This window comes from Pseudonocardia sp. EV170527-09 (assembly GCF_008369905.1).
Lineage (GTDB): Bacteria > Actinomycetota > Actinomycetes > Mycobacteriales > Pseudonocardiaceae > Pseudonocardia.
Genome location: NZ_VRMC01000011.1, coordinates 59,609 through 75,317, shown reverse-complemented (window position 1 = coordinate 75,317; position 15,709 = coordinate 59,609). Strand labels below are relative to the sequence as shown.

Genomic DNA, 15,709 nt, shown 5'->3' with positions numbered 1-15,709 from the left:
GAAAGGAGACCGTCGTGGTGCTGCGGGTGTTCCCCTCCCGGGAGGCACTGGCCCGGCCGCGGCAGGGCCTCGTCGATGTCGCCGTGCTGGCCGGGGCCGCCGCCCTGCTGTACGCGCTGGTGCGGGTCTCGCACGGGATCGACGTCCCGTTCGACCCGGCCACCGCCCCGTCACGGCTCTCGACCGACCCGGCCGAGCTGCCCTACTACGCCGCCCGCTCGCTGCTGCGGATGTTCGCCGCGCTCGTGCTGTCGGTGCTGTTCACCTTCGTCTACGCCACCGCCGCGGCCCGGCTGCCGCGCGCGGAGGCGGTGCTCCTGCCAGCGCTCGACATCCTGCAGTCGGTGCCGATCCTGGGGTTCCTGTCGATCACGGTCACCGGCTTCCTCGCCCTGTTCCCCGGCTCGGAGCTGGGCCTGGAGTGCGCGTCGATCTTTGCGATCTTCACCTCGCAGGCCTGGAACATGGCGTTCGCCTTCCACCGGTCGCTGGTGTCCCAGCCCCGTGAGCTGGACGAGGCGGCACGGCTGCTGCGGCTGTCGAAGTGGCAGCGGTTCTGGCGGGTCGACGTGCCCGGCGGGATGATCCCGCTGGTCTGGAACGGCATGATGAGCTTCGGCGGCGGCTGGTTCTTCCTGGTCGCCTCGGAGGCGCTGACCGTCGACGGCCACTCCTACGTGCTGCCCGGCATCGGTGCCTACGTCGCCACCGCGACGGCCGACGCCGACCCGGGCCGGGTGCTGCTCGCCGTCGTCGTCATGGTGGTCATGGTCGTCGGGGTGAACGTGCTGTTCTGGCGGCCGCTCACGGCCTGGGCGGAGCGGTTCCGGATCGGCGACTCCGCGCCCGCCGAGGCACCCCGCAGCGTGGTGCTGGACCTGCTGCGCCGCTCCCGTGTCCCGCGAGCGGTCGGCCGGGTCGCGGGGCGGCTGGTCGGGCCACTCGACCGGGTCATGGCCGTGTTCGGCCGCGCCGAGCACCCGCTGCGGGTGTCGGCCGTGCGCCGGCGGGCCGGTGACGTCGTGCTGGGAGCGGCGGTGGCGGCCGTGCTCGCCTACGCCCTGGTCCGGATGGCCGGCTACGTCGCGGCGACGGTCGGGTTCGGCGAGATCGGGCACGCCCTGCTGCTGGGGCTGGTCACGTTCGGCCGGGTGGTGCTGCTCGTCGCCGTCGCGACGGTGGTGTGGGTGCCGGTCGGGGTGTGGATCGGGATGAACCCACGGGTGTCCCGGCTCGCGCAGCCGGTGGTGCAGGTACTGGCCTCGTTCCCGGCGAACTTCCTGTTCCCGCTGGTCACCGGGGTGTTCCTGGCGACCGGGGTGAGCCTGGACTGGGGCGGGATCGTGCTGATGAGCCTGGGTGCGCAGTGGTACATCCTGTTCAACGTGATCGCCGCGGCGTCGGCGATCCCGCACGACCTGCGCGAGGCCGCGGCCGACCTCGGGCTGCCGCGTTCGCTGTGGTGGCGTCGGCTGGCGCTGCCCGCGGTGTTCCCCGGCTACGTCACCGGCGGGATCACCGCGGCGGGTGGTGCCTGGAACGCCTCGATCGTCGCCGAGGTCGTGACCTACGGACCGGTCACGCTCACCGCCACCGGGCTCGGCGCGTACATCGCTCAGGCCACCGCTGCCGGCGACGGGCCCCGGATCCTGATCGGCGTCGTCGTCATGAGCCTCTACGTCGTCGGGGTCAACCGCCTGTTCTGGCGCCCCCTCCAGGCCCTGGCCGAGCGCCGCTTCGCCCTCTGACCCGCTGCCCCACCGATCACCAGGAGGCATCCCGTGTCGTCCACGACCGCCACCCGTTCCGACGCCCTGATCACGCTCGACGGGGTCAGCACGAGCTTCCCCGGCAGCACGGGGGAGGAGCTGCGGGTCCTGCAGGACATCGCCCTGGAGCTGCGCGAGGGGGAGATCGTCGCGTTGCTCGGCCGGTCGGGTTCGGGCAAGTCGACCCTGCTGCGCACCATCGCCGGGCTGATCGCGCCGACGTCGGGCTCGGTGCGGTACCGGGGCCGCGAGCTCGACGGCGCCAACCCCGGTGCCGCGATGGTGTTCCAGTCCTTCGCACTGATGCCGTGGCTGACCGTGCAGGACAACGTCGAGCTGGGGCTCGCCGCCCGGGGCGTCGCGGCGGCCGAGCGCCGCGAGCGCGCCCTGGCCGCGATCGACCTGATCGGACTCGACGGCTTCGAGTCCGCCTACCCGCGGGAGCTCTCGGGCGGCATGCGCCAGCGGGTCGGGTTCGCCCGGGCGCTGGTGCTGGAACCCGACCTGCTGCTGATGGACGAGCCGTTCTCCGCCCTGGACGTGCTCACCGCGGAGAACCTGCGCACCGAGCTGATGAGCCTGTGGACCGGACGGCGCTTCCCGACCCGGTCGGTCTGCATCGTCACGCACAACATCGAGGAGGCGGTTCTGCTGGCCGACCGGGTCGTCGTCCTGGAGGCCAACCCGGGGCGCATCCGGGCGGAGGTCGCGGTCGACCTGACGCGGCCGCGGGACCGCGCGACGCCGGCGTTCACCGCGCTGGTCGACCGGCTCTACGACCTGTTGACCGGTCGCGGGTCCGACGTCGTCGGGGCCGGTACCGGCGAGGTGACCCCGACCGCGCGGCCGCTGCCCGCCGCCTCGGTGGGCGGGCTGGCGGGCCTGGTGGAGCTGGTGCACTCCGGTGGCGGCCGGGCGGACCTGCCCGAGCTCGCCGCCGGGCTGAGCTTCGAGGTCGACGACCTGCTGCCGCTGGTCGACGCGGCCGCGATGCTCGACCTGCTGGAGGTGTCCGGTGCGGACCTGCATCTGACCGGCACCGGGCGGGCGTTCACCACTGCCGACATCCAGGAGAGCAAGCGGATCTTCGCCGCGCAGGCGGTGACGCGGGCCCCGCTGGTGCGCACCGTGCACCGGGCGCTGTCCGCCGCGGCGGACGGATCGCTGCGGGTCGGGTTCTTCCTGGACCTGCTGCAGCGGGGGTTCTCCGCCGAGGACGCCCGCCGCCAGATCGACACCGCGATCGACTGGGGCCGCTACGGCGAGCTGTTCGACTTCGACACCGACACCGGTCTGCTCACCCTCGACCCGGCCCCCTGACCCGCCGGGCCGCCCGCTCTCCCGGGCGGCCCCTGTCCAGTCACCCGGGATTCCCTGCATTATCCAGTGTTATCCTCAGTTAGTAGTAACTAACTACGAACTGGTTCTAAGTTTCAGAAACACGAACCGGTAGCCTGGAGTGCATGGTGGACACGGTGGTGCGGTGCGGATACAGCCGATGCCGGGCGGAGCTGCCCCCGCCCGGGCCGCAGGGCGGCCGTCCGCGGTCGTTCTGCCGGGACACCCGGTGGGAGCAGGGGCGAACCTGCGCGCAGATGGCGCGCGCCGAGCGAGAGGCCCTCGGCGCCCTCGGCCTCGACACCGGGACCGGGGCGTTCGCGCTCGACGCGGACCGGCTCCGTGAGCACGTCGGTGCCCTTGCCGGACCGGTCGCCGAGCTGTCCGGGGCACTGACCGCCGTGCTGGACCGGCTCGACGAGATCGAGCGCGACGCCCTGGCCGCCACCGAGGCCGCCCGCGCTGCCGCCACGGAGTCCGACGCGGCCCGTCAGCAGGCCGAGACCGCCCGGGAGGCGGCCGAGCGCCGGGCCCGTGACGCGGACCGGGCCGCCACCGACGCCCGGCAGGAGCGGGCCGAGGCGGTGGCCCGGGCCGAGGAGGCCGCCGCCACCGCCCTCGCGGCGACCGAGGCCCTCGGTGCCGCGCGCCAGCAGGCCGCCGACGCCGTCGCCGCCCGGGACGCCGCCGTCGTTGCGCGCGACGCCGCCGTCGCCGACGCCCGTGCGGAGCGGGAGGCCACCGCGTCCGCCGGCCGGGGCCGGGAGACCGCGGTGCTCGCGGCCCGGACCGCGGAGCACGAACGCGACACCGCCCTCGCCCGCGCGGACGACCTGGCCCGCGACCGCGACCGCGTGGCCGGGGAGCTGGCGGCGCTGCGCGCCGAGCTCGCCTCGGTGGCCGGCGAGCGGGCCGGGCTGGCCGAGACCGTCGCCGAGCAGCGCAGCCGTCTCGCCGGGCAGCAGGACGCGCTGGCCGAGGCCCGTGCCGTCGCCGACGGGCTGCGTGAGGAGCACGACGCGGCGCGTGCGGAGATCCGGGAGCTCTCCGACCGGATCGAACGCGTCCGCGCCGAGCGCGACGGCCACGCCGCCGAGCTCGAACGGCTGCGGACCGCGACCGTGGGACCCGCTCCTGTGTCCCGGATGCACCCCGACGACCTCGCCGCCCTGGCCGCAGCCCTCAAGGACTGACACACCGGGCGGGGCCGGCCTCGGGGCGACGCGGCTCGCGCGCCGGCGTGCCCCGACCGTCGAGATCGCGAACGTCCGGCGTCAGGAGCCGTCCTGAGCCGCCCGATCACCGGTCGTCCGCTCGGACAGGGCCCAGCTGGCCAGGACGTCCATCGCCTCGCGCGACGGTGACCCGGCCGCGGTCGAATAGAGGAACAGCGTGGTGTCCGGATCACCGGGCGGGGTGAGGGTCTCGTACTCCACGCTCAGGTGCCCGACGACCGGGTGACGCAGCCGCTTGGTCCCGTGGGTCCGCTGGTAGACGCGGTGCTCCCCCCACCAGCGATCGACATCGGGGCTCTCCCGGCGCAGCTCGGCCACGAGCTCGACGGTCGCCCGGTCCCCGGGGTCGCGGCCTGCCTCCAGCCGCAGGGTCTCGACCGCGGCGCGGGCCTGGACCGCCCAGTCCTCGAACAGCGACCGCGCGTCGGCGTCGAGCACGATCCACCGGGCGTAGTTGCGCTCGGGGCCGGGGAACCGCTCGAAGTCGACGAACAGCGCCGCGGCCATCCGGTTCGCGGCCAGCACGTCCATCCGGCGGCCCAGCAGCAGCGCCGGCTCGTCGAGGGCGTCGAGCAGCTGTCGCAGCCCGGGCCGCACCCGCTGCACCGCCCGGGCCCGGGGCTGCGGCGAGGCCGGGCCGATCCCGATCAGGTCGCTCAGGTGGGCCCGTCCCGCAGCGTCCAGCTCCAGGGCCCGGCCGATGGCCTCGACCACCGACGGCGACGGGAGGATCCGGCGTCCCTGCTCCAGCCGGGCGTAGTAGTCCGAGGACACCCCGGCGAGCAGCGCCACCTCCTCCCGGCGCAGCCCCGGCACTCGGCGGACGCGCCCGTCGGCGGGCAGGCCCGCGCGCGCCGGGTCGCACTGACCGCGGGCGCGGCGCAGGAAGTCGGCGAGCTCGCGGTTGTTCCCGGCCATGCCGGCCAGTATCGCCCCATCCGGTCCGTCCCACCTGGCCCTGTGCGTCCTGGTCAGCGGAGTCCGCGGTCGGGCAGGGCCCGGTATCGACGCCCGCGGCGCCCGTGCCGCCGCAAGGCTGGGGACACGCTCCGATCGCCGGGAGCGCACCACGGTCGACCATCGAGGGAGAACCACCATGAGCCGGATCCTGATCGTCATGTCCGCCGCCGACACCTGGGAGCGCACGGACGGCACCTCCTACCCGACGGGCTACTGGGCCGAGGAGCTGGCGGCGCCGTACGAGACGTTCGTCGGCGCCGGGCACACCGTCGAGTTCGCCTCCCCCGGCGGCGTTCTGCAGCCCCTGGACCAGCACAGCGCCGACCCCGAGGTCGCCGGTCCCGACTGCGCGCGTTACGTCGAGGTCGCGGAGACCGCCCTGCGGGAGTTCGGGGCGCCGCTGGTGCTGGCCGAGGTCGACCCGGAGCGCTACGACGCGATCGTGCTCCCCGGCGGCCACGGACCGGTCGTCGACCTGCACGAGGACGCCGACCTGGGTGCGCAGCTGGAGCGGGCCGATGCCGACGGCCGGATCGTCGGCGCGGTGTGCCACGGCCCCGCGGGTCTGCTGAGCGCCACCGGCCCGGACGGCGGCTGGCTGTTCGCCGGGCGCCGGATGGCCGCCTTCACCGACGAGGAGGAGCAGATGTTCGGCACGGCGGAGGGCGCTCCGTGGCTGCTGGCGAGCCGGCTGCGCGAGCGCGGTGCGGCCCACGAGAGCGGGCCGGCGTACGAGGCGTTCACCGTCGTCGACGGCAACCTGGTCACCGGTCAGAACCCGGCGTCCAGCGCGCCGATGGCCCAGCACGTCAACGACGCCCTGCGTGCCCGCGGCTAGGTGTTGCCGGTCCGGCCGAGGAGGAGGGTCTCCCGGGCGAGCTCCCGGCCGACCTGGTGGGCGCGGTGGGCCGAGCCGTCGCCGTCGTCGAAGGAGCCGACGTCGGCGTCGGTCGGTGTGGAGTGGGCGTGCTCACCGGGGGGGCGATCGTCAGGCCGGCGCCGGCGTGCATCGTGTGATCGCAGTGCTCATCCGTCGGTGGGGCAGGCCGCGATTACGCCGTCCGGACCTTCCAACGGTCACGCGTGACTGTAAGTTCTCCTCGGGGTAGGAGGTGTCACCGTCGATGCCGACCACGGTCACGGGGTCCACATGAGATGGATGCTGGGCAGGCTCCGTCGCGGGAGGCACCGTGCCCGGGGCCGGTGGCGCCGCCGGGGCTGCACGTGGCCGTGGTGACCCGTCGTCGACGCGGCCTGGCACGCTCGGCGTCATGACCTCCCGTATTCCCTCCCGCCGTCGCCCCGACGGTGAGGTCCCCGCCCCGGTCGTGGTGACGGTGCTGCGGGAGCGGCTCTACGGCACCCTGTCCTGCCTCTCGACCCTGCTGGTCCTCCTCGGCCACGGCGGCGAGGGATCCTCGGCCGGGTCCGCGATCGTGGACGTCGTCGTGGCCGCGGGCGCCCTGTGGGCGGCGAGCCTGCTCTCCGACGTCGTCGCCCACCTCACCGTGCACGGTCACGGCCCCCGCGGCCGCGAGCTCGTCGCCGCGCTGCGCAGCTCGGGGCAGATCCTGCAGGCCTCCGCCGCGCCCGTCGTGCTGCTCGTCGCCGCCGCGGTCGGGCTGCTGGAGCTCACCACCGCGCTGGAGCTCGCGACCGGGGTGACGGTGCTCGTGCTGGCCCTGTTCGCGGTGCTCGCGGCCCGGCGGACCCCGCTGTCGTGGTGGCGACGGGTGCTGCTGGTCGTCGCACTGGTCGGGCTGGGCGCGCTGGTCATCGTGGTCAAGCTGCTCGCGCACGGCTGACCTCGCACACGGCCGACCCCGGCCGGTCCGGCACGGACTCAGGTGGTGCCCGGGCGGGGCGGCCCGTACCGGAACGACGGGAGCGACCCCTCGGCGGTCGCGCAGGGCGAGAACCCGTCGAGGAGGTGGTCGACCCCGGACCAGGCACACGCGGCGGGGACGTCGTCGTCGAACGGGGCGAGGACGTTCACGCAGTAGGCGGCGTCGCGGCCGCGGACGGTGTCGGCGACGGCCGGGGCCCGCCCGGCGGCGCCGCCCAGGTGCCGGATCCCGGTCACGACCATCGGCCCGGTGCGGGAAACGACCCGGTCGAGGCCGTCAGGGTCGAGGCCGCCGACCAGCACGTCGTCGCCGAGGTAGGCGTGCGGGACCTCGGGCTCGGCGTACACCCGCGACGACGCGCGCGGGTCCAGCGGGGCGACGGCGACGTCGCCCCAGGTTGCGCGGCGCCCGCGCGGACGGTGCGGGTGCGCGACCCGACGACCACCTCCGCCAGCGCCGCGGTGTCGATCAGCAGGCCGCCGTCGCACGGGCGGCGCAGGCCGTGCCCGGTGGCGTGCACGGTGACGGCGAGGCCGTCGTGGTCGGCCCGCGCCAGCGCGGCGCTGCTGGAGTCCCTGCTCCGGCAGCACCCGGCGCCGTGAGATCAGCTGAGATCAGCTGAGATCAGCTGAGATCGGCGGGAGATCAGCCGGGCATCAGCGGGGGACCGACACCAGGACCCGGACGGCCTCGGCGACGGCGGCGCGGCGCGCCACCCGGACCGCGGTGGCGATCGGGCGCAGCGCGTCGGACCGGGCAACCGCCGCCGACGCCGACAGCGCGCCGCCGGGCTCGTCGCCGGACGCGGCGGACAGGATCGCGTCGACCTCGTCGGCCTGCTGCAGCACCCGCAACGCCTGCGGGGGCATCCCGCCGGGCCACAGCGCCTGCGGGCGCCGGCGCAGCCAGGCCTCGATCTCCTCGCGCACGCCCGGCCGGTGACGGGCCACCCCCAGGTCGGTCAACGCCGCGGCGGCGGCCCGCACCTGGCCGCGCAGCTCCCGCTCGGCCTCGTTCAGCGCGACGTACTCCGGGACCGGGTCGGCGTCGGTGACCGAGTGCACGGTCCAGCGGACCACCCCGTCGGCGATCGGCGACGGTACGACGCCGAACCCGGCGTCGGGGAACAGCACGCCCTCGCCCGCGGTGATCGCGGCGTCGGAGAACGGGCCAGGTCCGGGCAGGCCGCGCACGTCCCCCGGGGCGGGCAGCACCAGACGGGCCTGTCCGCGCGGGGCGGCCCGGCGGACGGCGGCGAGCAGCATCGCCGTCGACGTCGGCGCCGCCCCGGGGCCGGGCAGGCCGGTCGTGGCGGCGGTGACGTCGTCGGCGGCGAGCACGTCGTGCGCCTCCGACCACGGCGCAAGCGCGTCGAGGACGTCGTCGGGTGCGGCGGACCCGGCCAGCCAGGCCGAGGCCCACACGGCGAAGGTCGTGGAGGCACAGGACACGGCGGTCAGGCTAACGGCCCCTCCCGCGTCGCACACCCGGCACGTGGGTGACGCAGCGCTACGAACTTCACGCTGAGCGTGACCACCGGAGTGTGGGCGTGTCGTGCACCGGTCACCGACCGACGTCGACCGATACTGGCTCACCATGAGCCGGACCCACGACTACCGGGGAATCTTCGACACCGCGGGCACCCGTGCGCCGCGGGAGAGCCGGGTGGCCGAGGTCGCCGCCGAGCCGGGCCTGGTCGTCGAGGACCCGGCCAGCGGGTTCTGCGGTGCCGTCGTGACCGTCACCGGCTCGGAGGTGACGCTGGAGGACCGCTTCGGCGGCCGGCGCATCTTCCCGCTGCGTCCCGCCGGGTTCCTCCACGAGGGCCGTCCCGCGACGCTGGTCCGGCCGCAGGCCGCCCCCGCCGGTCGCACGCTGTCCGCCTCCGGGTCGGTGCACGTCGCGAACCTGAAGGCCCGCACCGCGCGGGCCGCCCGGATCTGGGTCGAGGGGCTGCACGACGCCGCGCTCGTCGAACAGGTGTGGGGCCACGACCTGCGCGTCGAGGGTGCCGTCGTCGAGCCGCTGCACGGCGTCGACGACCTGGCCGCGGCCGTCCGCGACTTCGACCCCGGACCGCACCGGCGCCTGGGCATCCTCGTCGACCACCTCGTCGAGGGCACCAAGGAGACCCGGCAGGCCCGCGAGGCCTACCGTGCCACCCCCGCCGCCCAGCACAACGTGCTGGTGACCGGCCACCCCTACGTCGACGTCTGGCAGGCGGTGAAGCCCTCGGTCGTCGGGATCCGCGAGTGGCCGGTGATCCCGCGCGGCACCGACTGGAAGACCGGGGTCTGCGCGGCGCTGCGGTGGGGCGAGCCCGCCGACGGTGCCCGGCGGGTGCTCGGCGCGGTCCGCAGCTACCGCGACCTGGAGACCCCGATGATCGGCGCGGTCGAGCGGCTCATCGACTTCGTCACCGCCGAGGGGGCCTGACCCCGACACCGGGGTCGAACTCCGGCACCGACCGGTAACGATCGGGCCAAGCAGTGCGGAGCATCCCGACGAAACGCCGACGGAGAATCGGACATTCTGGCACGCTGGGAGCCATGGAACCGGCACTGATCTGGCTGCTCGTCGGTCTCGTACTGATCGGCAGCGAGCTCGTGTCCGGGGAGCTGTTCCTCGTCATGCTCGGCGGTGGGGCACTCGCCGCGGCGGCCGGGGCCGCCCTCGGGCTGACGCTCCTCCCGGCCGCGGGGCTGGGTGGCGCCGTGGCGGTCCTGCTGCTGCTGGCCGTGCGGCCGGCGGCGAAACGCCGGCTGGACGCGCACCTGGGCACCCTCGAACGCCACCAGGACCGGTTCGTCGACGCCGCCGCCGAGGTCGTGCAGCGCGTCGACGGCGAGCGGGGGCAGGTCCGTATCGGACGCGAGCTGTGGTCGGCGCGGTCGATGGACGGGGTGGAGGTCCTCGAGGCCGGCAGCACCGTCACGATCCTGCAGGTGCCCGGGGCGGCGGTGCTCGTCACCGGTCGGGGGGAACTACCGCCGTCCTGAGCCGCCACGCGGTAGGACGGCCACGACGCCCCGGGGACTCCGGGGCGACACCGGCGCCGGTTCTCCGGCGCACAGGGAGGGGAGAGCACATGGGCGCCGAGCTCATCATCGGCATCATCCTGCTCGTGCTGATCGTGACGATCGTCGTGAAGTCGGTCGTGATCGTCCCGCAGGAGTGGGCGTACATCATCGAACGGCTGGGTCGCTACCACAGCATCCGTGAGGGCGGCCCGGCGATCCTGGTGCCGTTCGTCGACCGCACCCGCGAGCGGGTCGACCTGCGTGAGCAGGTCGTGTCGTTCCCACCGCAGCCGGTCATCACGCAGGACAACCTGACCGTCAACATCGACACGGTCGTCTACTTCAAGGTCAACGACGCCAAGGCGGCGGTCTACGAGATCGCCAACTACATCGCCGGTGTCGAGCAGATCACCACCACGACGCTGCGCAACGTGGTCGGTGGCATGACGCTGGAGCAGACGCTGACCTCGCGGGACCGGATCAACACCGCGCTGCGCGGCGAGCTGGACGAGGCCACCGAGCGCTGGGGCATCCGGGTCGCCCGGGTCGAGATCAAGGCGATCGACCCGCCGCCCTCGATCCAGAACTCGATGGAACAGCAGATGAAGGCCGACCGCGAGAAGCGGGCGATGATCCTCACCGCCGAGGGCCAGCGGGAGTCGGCCATCCGCAGCGCCGAGGGCAACAAGCAGTCCCAGATCCTCACCGCGGAGGGCGCCAAGCAGGCCGCCATCCTCGCCGCCGAGGCCGAGCGGCAGTCGGAGATCCTGCGGGCGCAGGGCCGCCGGGCCGCCCTGTACCTCGAGGCGCAGGGTGAGGCGAAGGCGATCGAGAAGAAGTTCGCCGCGATCAAGGCCGGCAAGCCCACCCCGGAGCTGCTCGCCTACGAGTACCTGCAGACGCTGCCGCAGATGGCCGAGGGCGAGGCCAGCAAGCTGTGGGTCGTCCCGTCCGACTTCGGGAAGGCACTGGAGGGCTTCACCCGGATGCTGGGTGCGCCCGGTGAGGACGGCGTCTTCCGCTACGAGCCCAGCCCCGACGACGGCACCGTCTCCAAGCCCGCCGAGGACGACGGCGTCGAGGACTGGTTCGACACCTCCTCCGACCCGGAGATCGCCAAGCAGGTCGCGGCGGCCACCGCGGCGGCCCAGCAGGAGGTCCCGCCGGTGGGCTCGGACGTCCCGCCGGTCCCCGGCACCGAGGTCGGCACCGGCGGCGCTGCGTCCCCGGCCCAGCTGGAGGCCTCCCGTGAGGTCCCCGGCATCGGCCTGCCGGACGGGGCGCAGGGCCACCCGAACGGCCAGGAGCAGCGCGGCTGACCCACCCCGCCGCACCGCACTGCACTGCACGACACCGCCCCGCCCGGTTCGCCGGGTGGGGCGGTGTCGTGTCGGGCCGGGCGCCGTCGCCGTACTAGGCGAGGACGAAGCCGTAGGGCAGCTCCAGACGGTGCCGGGCGAGGAGCTCGGCGTCGGCCAGCAGGTCCCGGGTCGGCCCGTCGGCGACGACGGTCCCCCCGTCGAGCACGACGCTGCGCGGGCACAGCTGCAGCGCGTACGGCAGGTCGTGGGTGACCATGAGCATGGTCCGGTCCAGCCCCAGCAGCACCTCGGCCAGCTCGCGGCGGGCCACCGGGTCGAGGTTCGACGACGGCTCGTCGAGCACCAGGATCTCCGGGTCGCACGCCAGCACCGTGGCCAGGGCCACCCGGCGGCGCTGCCCGCCGGACAGGTGCAGCGGCGAACGGTCTCCCGCGTCGGCCATCCCCACCGCGGCCAGTGCCTTGTCGACCCGCTCGCGCAGCGCGGGCCCGCGCAGCCCGAAGTTCGCCGGGCCGAACGCCACGTCCTCGGCGACGGTGGGCATGAACAGCTGGTCGTCGGGGTCCTGGAAGACGATCCCGACCCGGCGCCGGATCTCGCGCAGGTTCCGCTTCTCCACCCGGAGCCCGCCGACCTCGACCGAGCCCGCCGAGCGGTCCACCCGACCGTCCCCGCTGCCGCCGAGGATCCCGTTGAGGTGCAGCACCAGGGTGGTCTTCCCGGCGCCGTTCGGGCCGAGCAGCGCGACCCGCTCGCCGGGGGCGATCGTCAGGTCGACACCGAACAGCGCCTGGTGGCCGTCGGGGTAGGCGAAGGCCAGGTCGGTCAGCCGCAGCGACGGCGGGTTCATGCGGCCACCCAGCCGGACCCGGCCAGCAGCACCGCGACCCCGGCCACGGTCAGCCCGGCCAGCCACTGCCGCGGGGTGGTCGGGGCGTCACCCGACGGCGGCATGGTGCCGCTCCAGCCGCGCGACAGCATCGCCAGGTGTACCCGCTCGCCGCGCTCGTAGGACCGCACGAACAGCGAGCCGATCCCGCGGGCGGTCGCCCCGGCCTGCCACAGGAACCGCGGGTCGTGGCCACGGGAGATCCGGGACAACCGCATCCGCCGGGCCTCGCCGGCGATCACGTCGGCGTAGCGCAGCATCAGGGTGGCGATCGTGGTGACGATCGCCGGGGCGCGGAGGCGCTGCAGGCCGACGAGCAGGTCGCGCATCGGCGTCGTCGCGGCGAGGGTCAGCGAGGTCAGCACGCCCAGGGTGCCCTTGACCAGGATGTTCCACGCCCCGAGCAGCCCCGGCTGGGACAGCGTGAGGCCGAGCCAGTCCAGCGTCGGCGCCGGGCCGGTGAACGGCAGCAGCACCGCGAGGACCACGAAGGGCAGCTCGATGACCGAGCGGCGCAGGATCCAGCCCGGCCGGATGCCCGCCAGCGCCCACACCCCGGCGAGCAGGACGGCGAACCCGCCGAACACCGCGAACGCCTCCCGCGGGGTCGCGACCACGCACACCGTGACCAGCAGCGCCGAGACGATCTTGACCTCGGGTGGGAGCCGGTGGACGGGGGAGTGGTGGTGCAGGTGGAGCGGGTGGGAGTGCCCGGCGCCCATCAGCCGTCCCGTCGGCGCAGCAGCAGGAACACCCCGCCCGCGACGACGACCGTCACCAGCACCCCGGCCACCCCGGCGACGCCGGTGGTGCCCTCGCCGCCCACGACCGAGTACCCGGCGAGCGGACTCGACGCCATGGCGTGGTCGCTCTCGTGGGTCGCGATGCAGGTGCCCTCCAGCCGCTCCCCGCCGTCCGGGGTCGCGACGGCGGTGCAGCCCTGCCGGGCGACGGTGTCGAGGCCGTCGGGGTCGGGCGAGGCGAGGGAGGAGACCAGCCCGGCGACGACGAGGGACACGATCAGGAACCCGGCGAAGAACAGCAGCGGCCGGCGGCGGGCGGTGGCCGTCATCGCGCACCCTCCTCGGAGATCGAGCGACGGGCGAGCGGGGGCGCGGTGCCGCGCAGCAGGTACACCAGGTCCGGCCGGACGGCGGCGACCGCCCCCACGGTGGCCGCGGTGATCACGCCCTCGCCGATGCCGATCAGCACGTGCAGCCCGCCCATCAGCGCGAACACGGTGCCGAGGGTGGCGCCGCCCGCGCCGCCGATCGCGTACTCCAGGACGAAGCCCATCGCGGCGACGACCGTGTTCAGCAGCGCGGCGACGAACGCGACGGCGACCAGCCCGGCCCGCGACCGCACCGCGAACCGGCGCAGCGACCGCGCCACCAGCCAGCCGACGACCACCCCGATCACGGCCATGTTCGTGATGTTGAGCCCGAGGGCGGTGATGCCGCCGTCGGCGAACAGCAGCGCCTGCACGACGAGCACGATCGAGATCGCGATGATGCCCACCCAGGGACCCACCAGGATCGCGACGAGCGCCCCACCCAGCAGGTGACCGCTCGCGCCGGGCAGGATCGGGAAGTTGATCATCTGGACGGCGAAGACGAAGGCCGTGACCAGCCCGGCCATCGGCGCGGTGCGGTCGTCGAGGTCCGCGCGGGCGCGCAGGACGGCGACCGTCAGCGCGATCACCGCGACGACGGCGAACAGCAGCGCCGTCGGGCCGTTCACCAGCCCGTCGCTCATGTGCATGGCGACCGCATGCGTCTGCATCGCGCCCCCTCACCGCTCGGTCCGGCCACCACCGGACCGGGTGAGGGAATTCAACGCGACGGCAGTGCTGCCGCAAAGACCTGGCAGCAGATAGGCGACTGCATGTCCCCGATGTCCGGTATCGGCCCCGCCGATCGGGGAGTCCGGGATGCCGTCCGTCCGGGCGGGCGCCGTCGTGGCCTGCGGTCAGCGGGCCTCGGCGGCCGCGGCCTCGTCGCGCTCGGCGATGAGCTTGTCGTCCTTGCGGGCGGCGATCCGCGACACCTTGAACAGCGCCTTGCGCCGGGCACGGCCCAGCGGCAGGGCGAGCCGGCCGATCCGCACGTCGATCGGGCGGACGTCGAACACCCCGGAGTCGCCCAGCTCGTCGAACAGCAGCTGCTGCTCCTCGGAGATCTGCTGCTCGAACTCCGAGGACACCGAGCCGCGGGAGATCCGGAACGCGGCCAGGGTCTCGGGGACGCCGAGGAAGTCGCCGTACTGGAGCAGGCGCATCCAGAGGTCGAGATCCATGATGAAGCGCCGCTCCGGGCGCCACCCGCCCGCGGTGACGAACTGCTCGTGACGGAACAGCACGTTGCCCGGCTCGCCGATCGGGTTCGCCCCGTTGCGGATGACCCGCCGCGCGACCTCGCTGCCCGAGTGCAGCCCGACCAGGCCGCCGCCCAGGCCGCGGCGCGGGACGATGACCCGGCTCTGCTCGTCGATCATGTGCCGGCGCGAGGCCACCACCGACAGCGAGGGGTCGTCGCGCATCGGCGGCACCTGCAGCTCCAGGCAGCGCGGGTGCAGCAGGTCGTCGGCGCACACCAGCTTCACCAGCGGCGCACGACACAGCTCGACGGCGCGGTTCCAGTTGTCGCCCTGCGGCAGGACCTGCCGGTTGCGCTCGACCCGGATCCGCGGGTCGCGGAAGGAGGTGGCGATCTCCCAGCTCGCGTCGGTGCTGCCGTTCTCCAGCACGACGAGCTCGAAGTCCTGCCAGGTCTGCTCCAGCACGCTGCGGATGGTCTCGGCGAGATAGGCCTCGCCGTTGTGGACCGGGATGCAGACGGACACACTGGGCACAAAGCCGCCGGGCCTCATCGGGTACCTCGCAGGGGTGGAACGGATCGGACGAGCAGGCGGCGACCCACGCTACCCGCCCCGGTCGACGTGCCGGACGGCGGCGCGGACGAGCGACGTCCGGACGGGACCATCGGGACGGAACGGATACGCACCGTGATCATGGGCCGGGTATCCCGCCGCTCGCCGCCCGACGGTCACCGCTCGTCGGTCGGGGCCCCGCGAGGCGGTCCCGCGCCGCGGTGGTCCGGAGCGCATCCGTAGTATCCGTCGTCGTGTTCGCGTGGTCGGTCCACGCCGTGGCGACGGAGTCCGGGGGCCTTGCACCGTCCGGGCGACACCCGATGCGGTGCGGCTCACGTAACGCGACCGACGGCACCGGAGATATCTCGGATGACCCCCGTTGTGGGGTAAAGGATCCGGTCGGATCGGCATCGTCGTCACGACCGGACACGCACTGCTCGCCAACCGCGCGCCAGGAC

The 15,709-nt window shown here is 74.4% G+C and carries 17 protein-coding genes; 9 read left to right on the top strand and 8 right to left on the bottom strand.

The window, feature by feature from the left end:
* The first annotated feature begins 14 nt into the window (after positions 1-14).
* The 3 genes from FVA95_RS05295 to FVA95_RS05285 all read left to right on the top strand — a co-directional run bounded on the left by FVA95_RS05295 (position 15) and on the right by FVA95_RS05285 (position 4,300).
* Positions 15-1,748, top strand: coding sequence for an ABC transporter permease subunit (locus FVA95_RS05295; protein WP_240051285.1), 1,734 nt, complete (start codon positions 15-17; stop codon positions 1,746-1,748).
* Between the two features lie 33 nt (positions 1,749-1,781).
* On the top strand, positions 1,782-3,089 hold the full coding sequence (locus tag FVA95_RS05290) for a nitrate/sulfonate/bicarbonate ABC transporter ATP-binding protein (protein ID WP_149663194.1): 1,308 nt from the start codon (positions 1,782-1,784) through the stop codon (positions 3,087-3,089).
* Positions 3,090-3,232: 143 nt separating this feature from the next.
* Positions 3,233-4,300, top strand: coding sequence for a response regulator receiver protein (locus FVA95_RS05285; protein WP_240051284.1), 1,068 nt, complete (start codon positions 3,233-3,235; stop codon positions 4,298-4,300).
* A gap of 81 nt (positions 4,301-4,381) precedes the next feature.
* Here FVA95_RS05285 and FVA95_RS33640 read toward each other — a convergent pair whose 3' ends face one another.
* A complete protein-coding gene (locus FVA95_RS33640) occupies positions 4,382-5,260 on the bottom strand; it encodes a helix-turn-helix transcriptional regulator (protein ID WP_149663193.1) in 879 nt (292 codons plus the stop codon).
* A 178-nt stretch (positions 5,261-5,438) separates the two neighbouring features.
* Between FVA95_RS33640 and FVA95_RS05275 the strand changes: the two genes are divergently transcribed.
* Both FVA95_RS05275 and FVA95_RS05270 read left to right on the top strand, forming a co-directional pair.
* Positions 5,439-6,140 carry a type 1 glutamine amidotransferase domain-containing protein gene (locus FVA95_RS05275; protein ID WP_149663192.1) on the top strand — a complete coding sequence of 234 codons (702 nt, stop codon included), beginning with the start codon at positions 5,439-5,441 and terminating at the stop codon, positions 6,138-6,140.
* Positions 6,141-6,573: 433 nt separating this feature from the next.
* A complete protein-coding gene (locus FVA95_RS05270; RefSeq protein WP_149663191.1) occupies positions 6,574-7,107 on the top strand; it encodes a hypothetical protein in 534 nt (177 codons plus the stop codon).
* A gap of 38 nt (positions 7,108-7,145) precedes the next feature.
* Here the strand turns inward: FVA95_RS05270 and FVA95_RS05265 are convergent, their stop codons facing one another.
* Entirely contained in the window at positions 7,146-7,496 is a 351-nt protein-coding gene (locus FVA95_RS05265; protein ID WP_149663190.1) for a hypothetical protein, read from the bottom strand.
* A 78-nt stretch (positions 7,497-7,574) separates the two neighbouring features.
* Between FVA95_RS05265 and FVA95_RS30730 the strand changes: the two genes are divergently transcribed.
* Positions 7,575-7,751, top strand: a complete 177-nt coding sequence (locus tag FVA95_RS30730; protein WP_161992202.1) for a hypothetical protein — start codon at positions 7,575-7,577, stop codon at positions 7,749-7,751.
* A gap of 54 nt (positions 7,752-7,805) precedes the next feature.
* Here the strand turns inward: FVA95_RS30730 and FVA95_RS05260 are convergent, their stop codons facing one another.
* The gene (locus FVA95_RS05260; protein WP_149663189.1) at positions 7,806-8,600 is read right to left on the bottom strand and encodes a hypothetical protein; all 795 of its coding nucleotides are present in this window, start codon (positions 8,598-8,600) and stop codon (positions 7,806-7,808) included.
* Positions 8,601-8,745: 145 nt separating this feature from the next.
* On the opposite strand from FVA95_RS05260, the gene FVA95_RS05255 reads away from it, so the two are divergent.
* The 3 genes from FVA95_RS05255 to FVA95_RS05245 all read left to right on the top strand — a co-directional run bounded on the left by FVA95_RS05255 (position 8,746) and on the right by FVA95_RS05245 (position 11,488).
* On the top strand, positions 8,746-9,585 hold the full coding sequence (locus tag FVA95_RS05255; protein ID WP_193564301.1) for a DUF3097 domain-containing protein: 840 nt from the start codon (positions 8,746-8,748) through the stop codon (positions 9,583-9,585).
* A gap of 113 nt (positions 9,586-9,698) precedes the next feature.
* Positions 9,699-10,148, top strand: a complete 450-nt coding sequence (locus FVA95_RS05250; RefSeq protein WP_149663188.1) for an NfeD family protein — start codon at positions 9,699-9,701, stop codon at positions 10,146-10,148.
* Between the two features lie 89 nt (positions 10,149-10,237).
* Complete coding sequence (locus FVA95_RS05245; RefSeq protein WP_149663187.1) at positions 10,238-11,488, top strand: SPFH domain-containing protein; 1,251 nt, start codon at positions 10,238-10,240, stop codon at positions 11,486-11,488.
* A gap of 94 nt (positions 11,489-11,582) precedes the next feature.
* On the opposite strand, the gene FVA95_RS05240 is transcribed toward FVA95_RS05245, so the two are convergent.
* From FVA95_RS05240 to FVA95_RS05220, 5 genes are all read right to left on the bottom strand, one after another.
* Positions 11,583-12,341, bottom strand: coding sequence for an energy-coupling factor ABC transporter ATP-binding protein (locus tag FVA95_RS05240; RefSeq protein WP_149663186.1), 759 nt, complete (start codon positions 12,339-12,341; stop codon positions 11,583-11,585).
* Positions 12,338-13,102, bottom strand: a complete 765-nt coding sequence (gene cbiQ / locus FVA95_RS05235) for a cobalt ECF transporter T component CbiQ (protein WP_149663185.1) — start codon at positions 13,100-13,102, stop codon at positions 12,338-12,340. The genes FVA95_RS05240 and cbiQ overlap by 4 nt, the downstream gene beginning before the upstream one ends.
* Entirely contained in the window at positions 13,102-13,452 is a 351-nt protein-coding gene (locus FVA95_RS05230; RefSeq protein ID WP_149663184.1) for a PDGLE domain-containing protein, read from the bottom strand. Before FVA95_RS05230 ends, cbiQ begins: the two co-directional genes overlap by 1 nt.
* Positions 13,449-14,162 carry an energy-coupling factor ABC transporter permease gene (locus FVA95_RS05225; RefSeq protein ID WP_193564300.1) on the bottom strand — a complete coding sequence of 238 codons (714 nt, stop codon included), beginning with the start codon at positions 14,160-14,162 and terminating at the stop codon, positions 13,449-13,451. The genes FVA95_RS05230 and FVA95_RS05225 overlap by 4 nt, the downstream gene beginning before the upstream one ends.
* A gap of 186 nt (positions 14,163-14,348) precedes the next feature.
* On the bottom strand, positions 14,349-15,230 hold the full coding sequence (locus tag FVA95_RS05220) for a glycosyltransferase (RefSeq protein WP_161992201.1): 882 nt from the start codon (positions 15,228-15,230) through the stop codon (positions 14,349-14,351).
* Between the last annotated feature and the right edge of the window lie 479 nt (positions 15,231-15,709).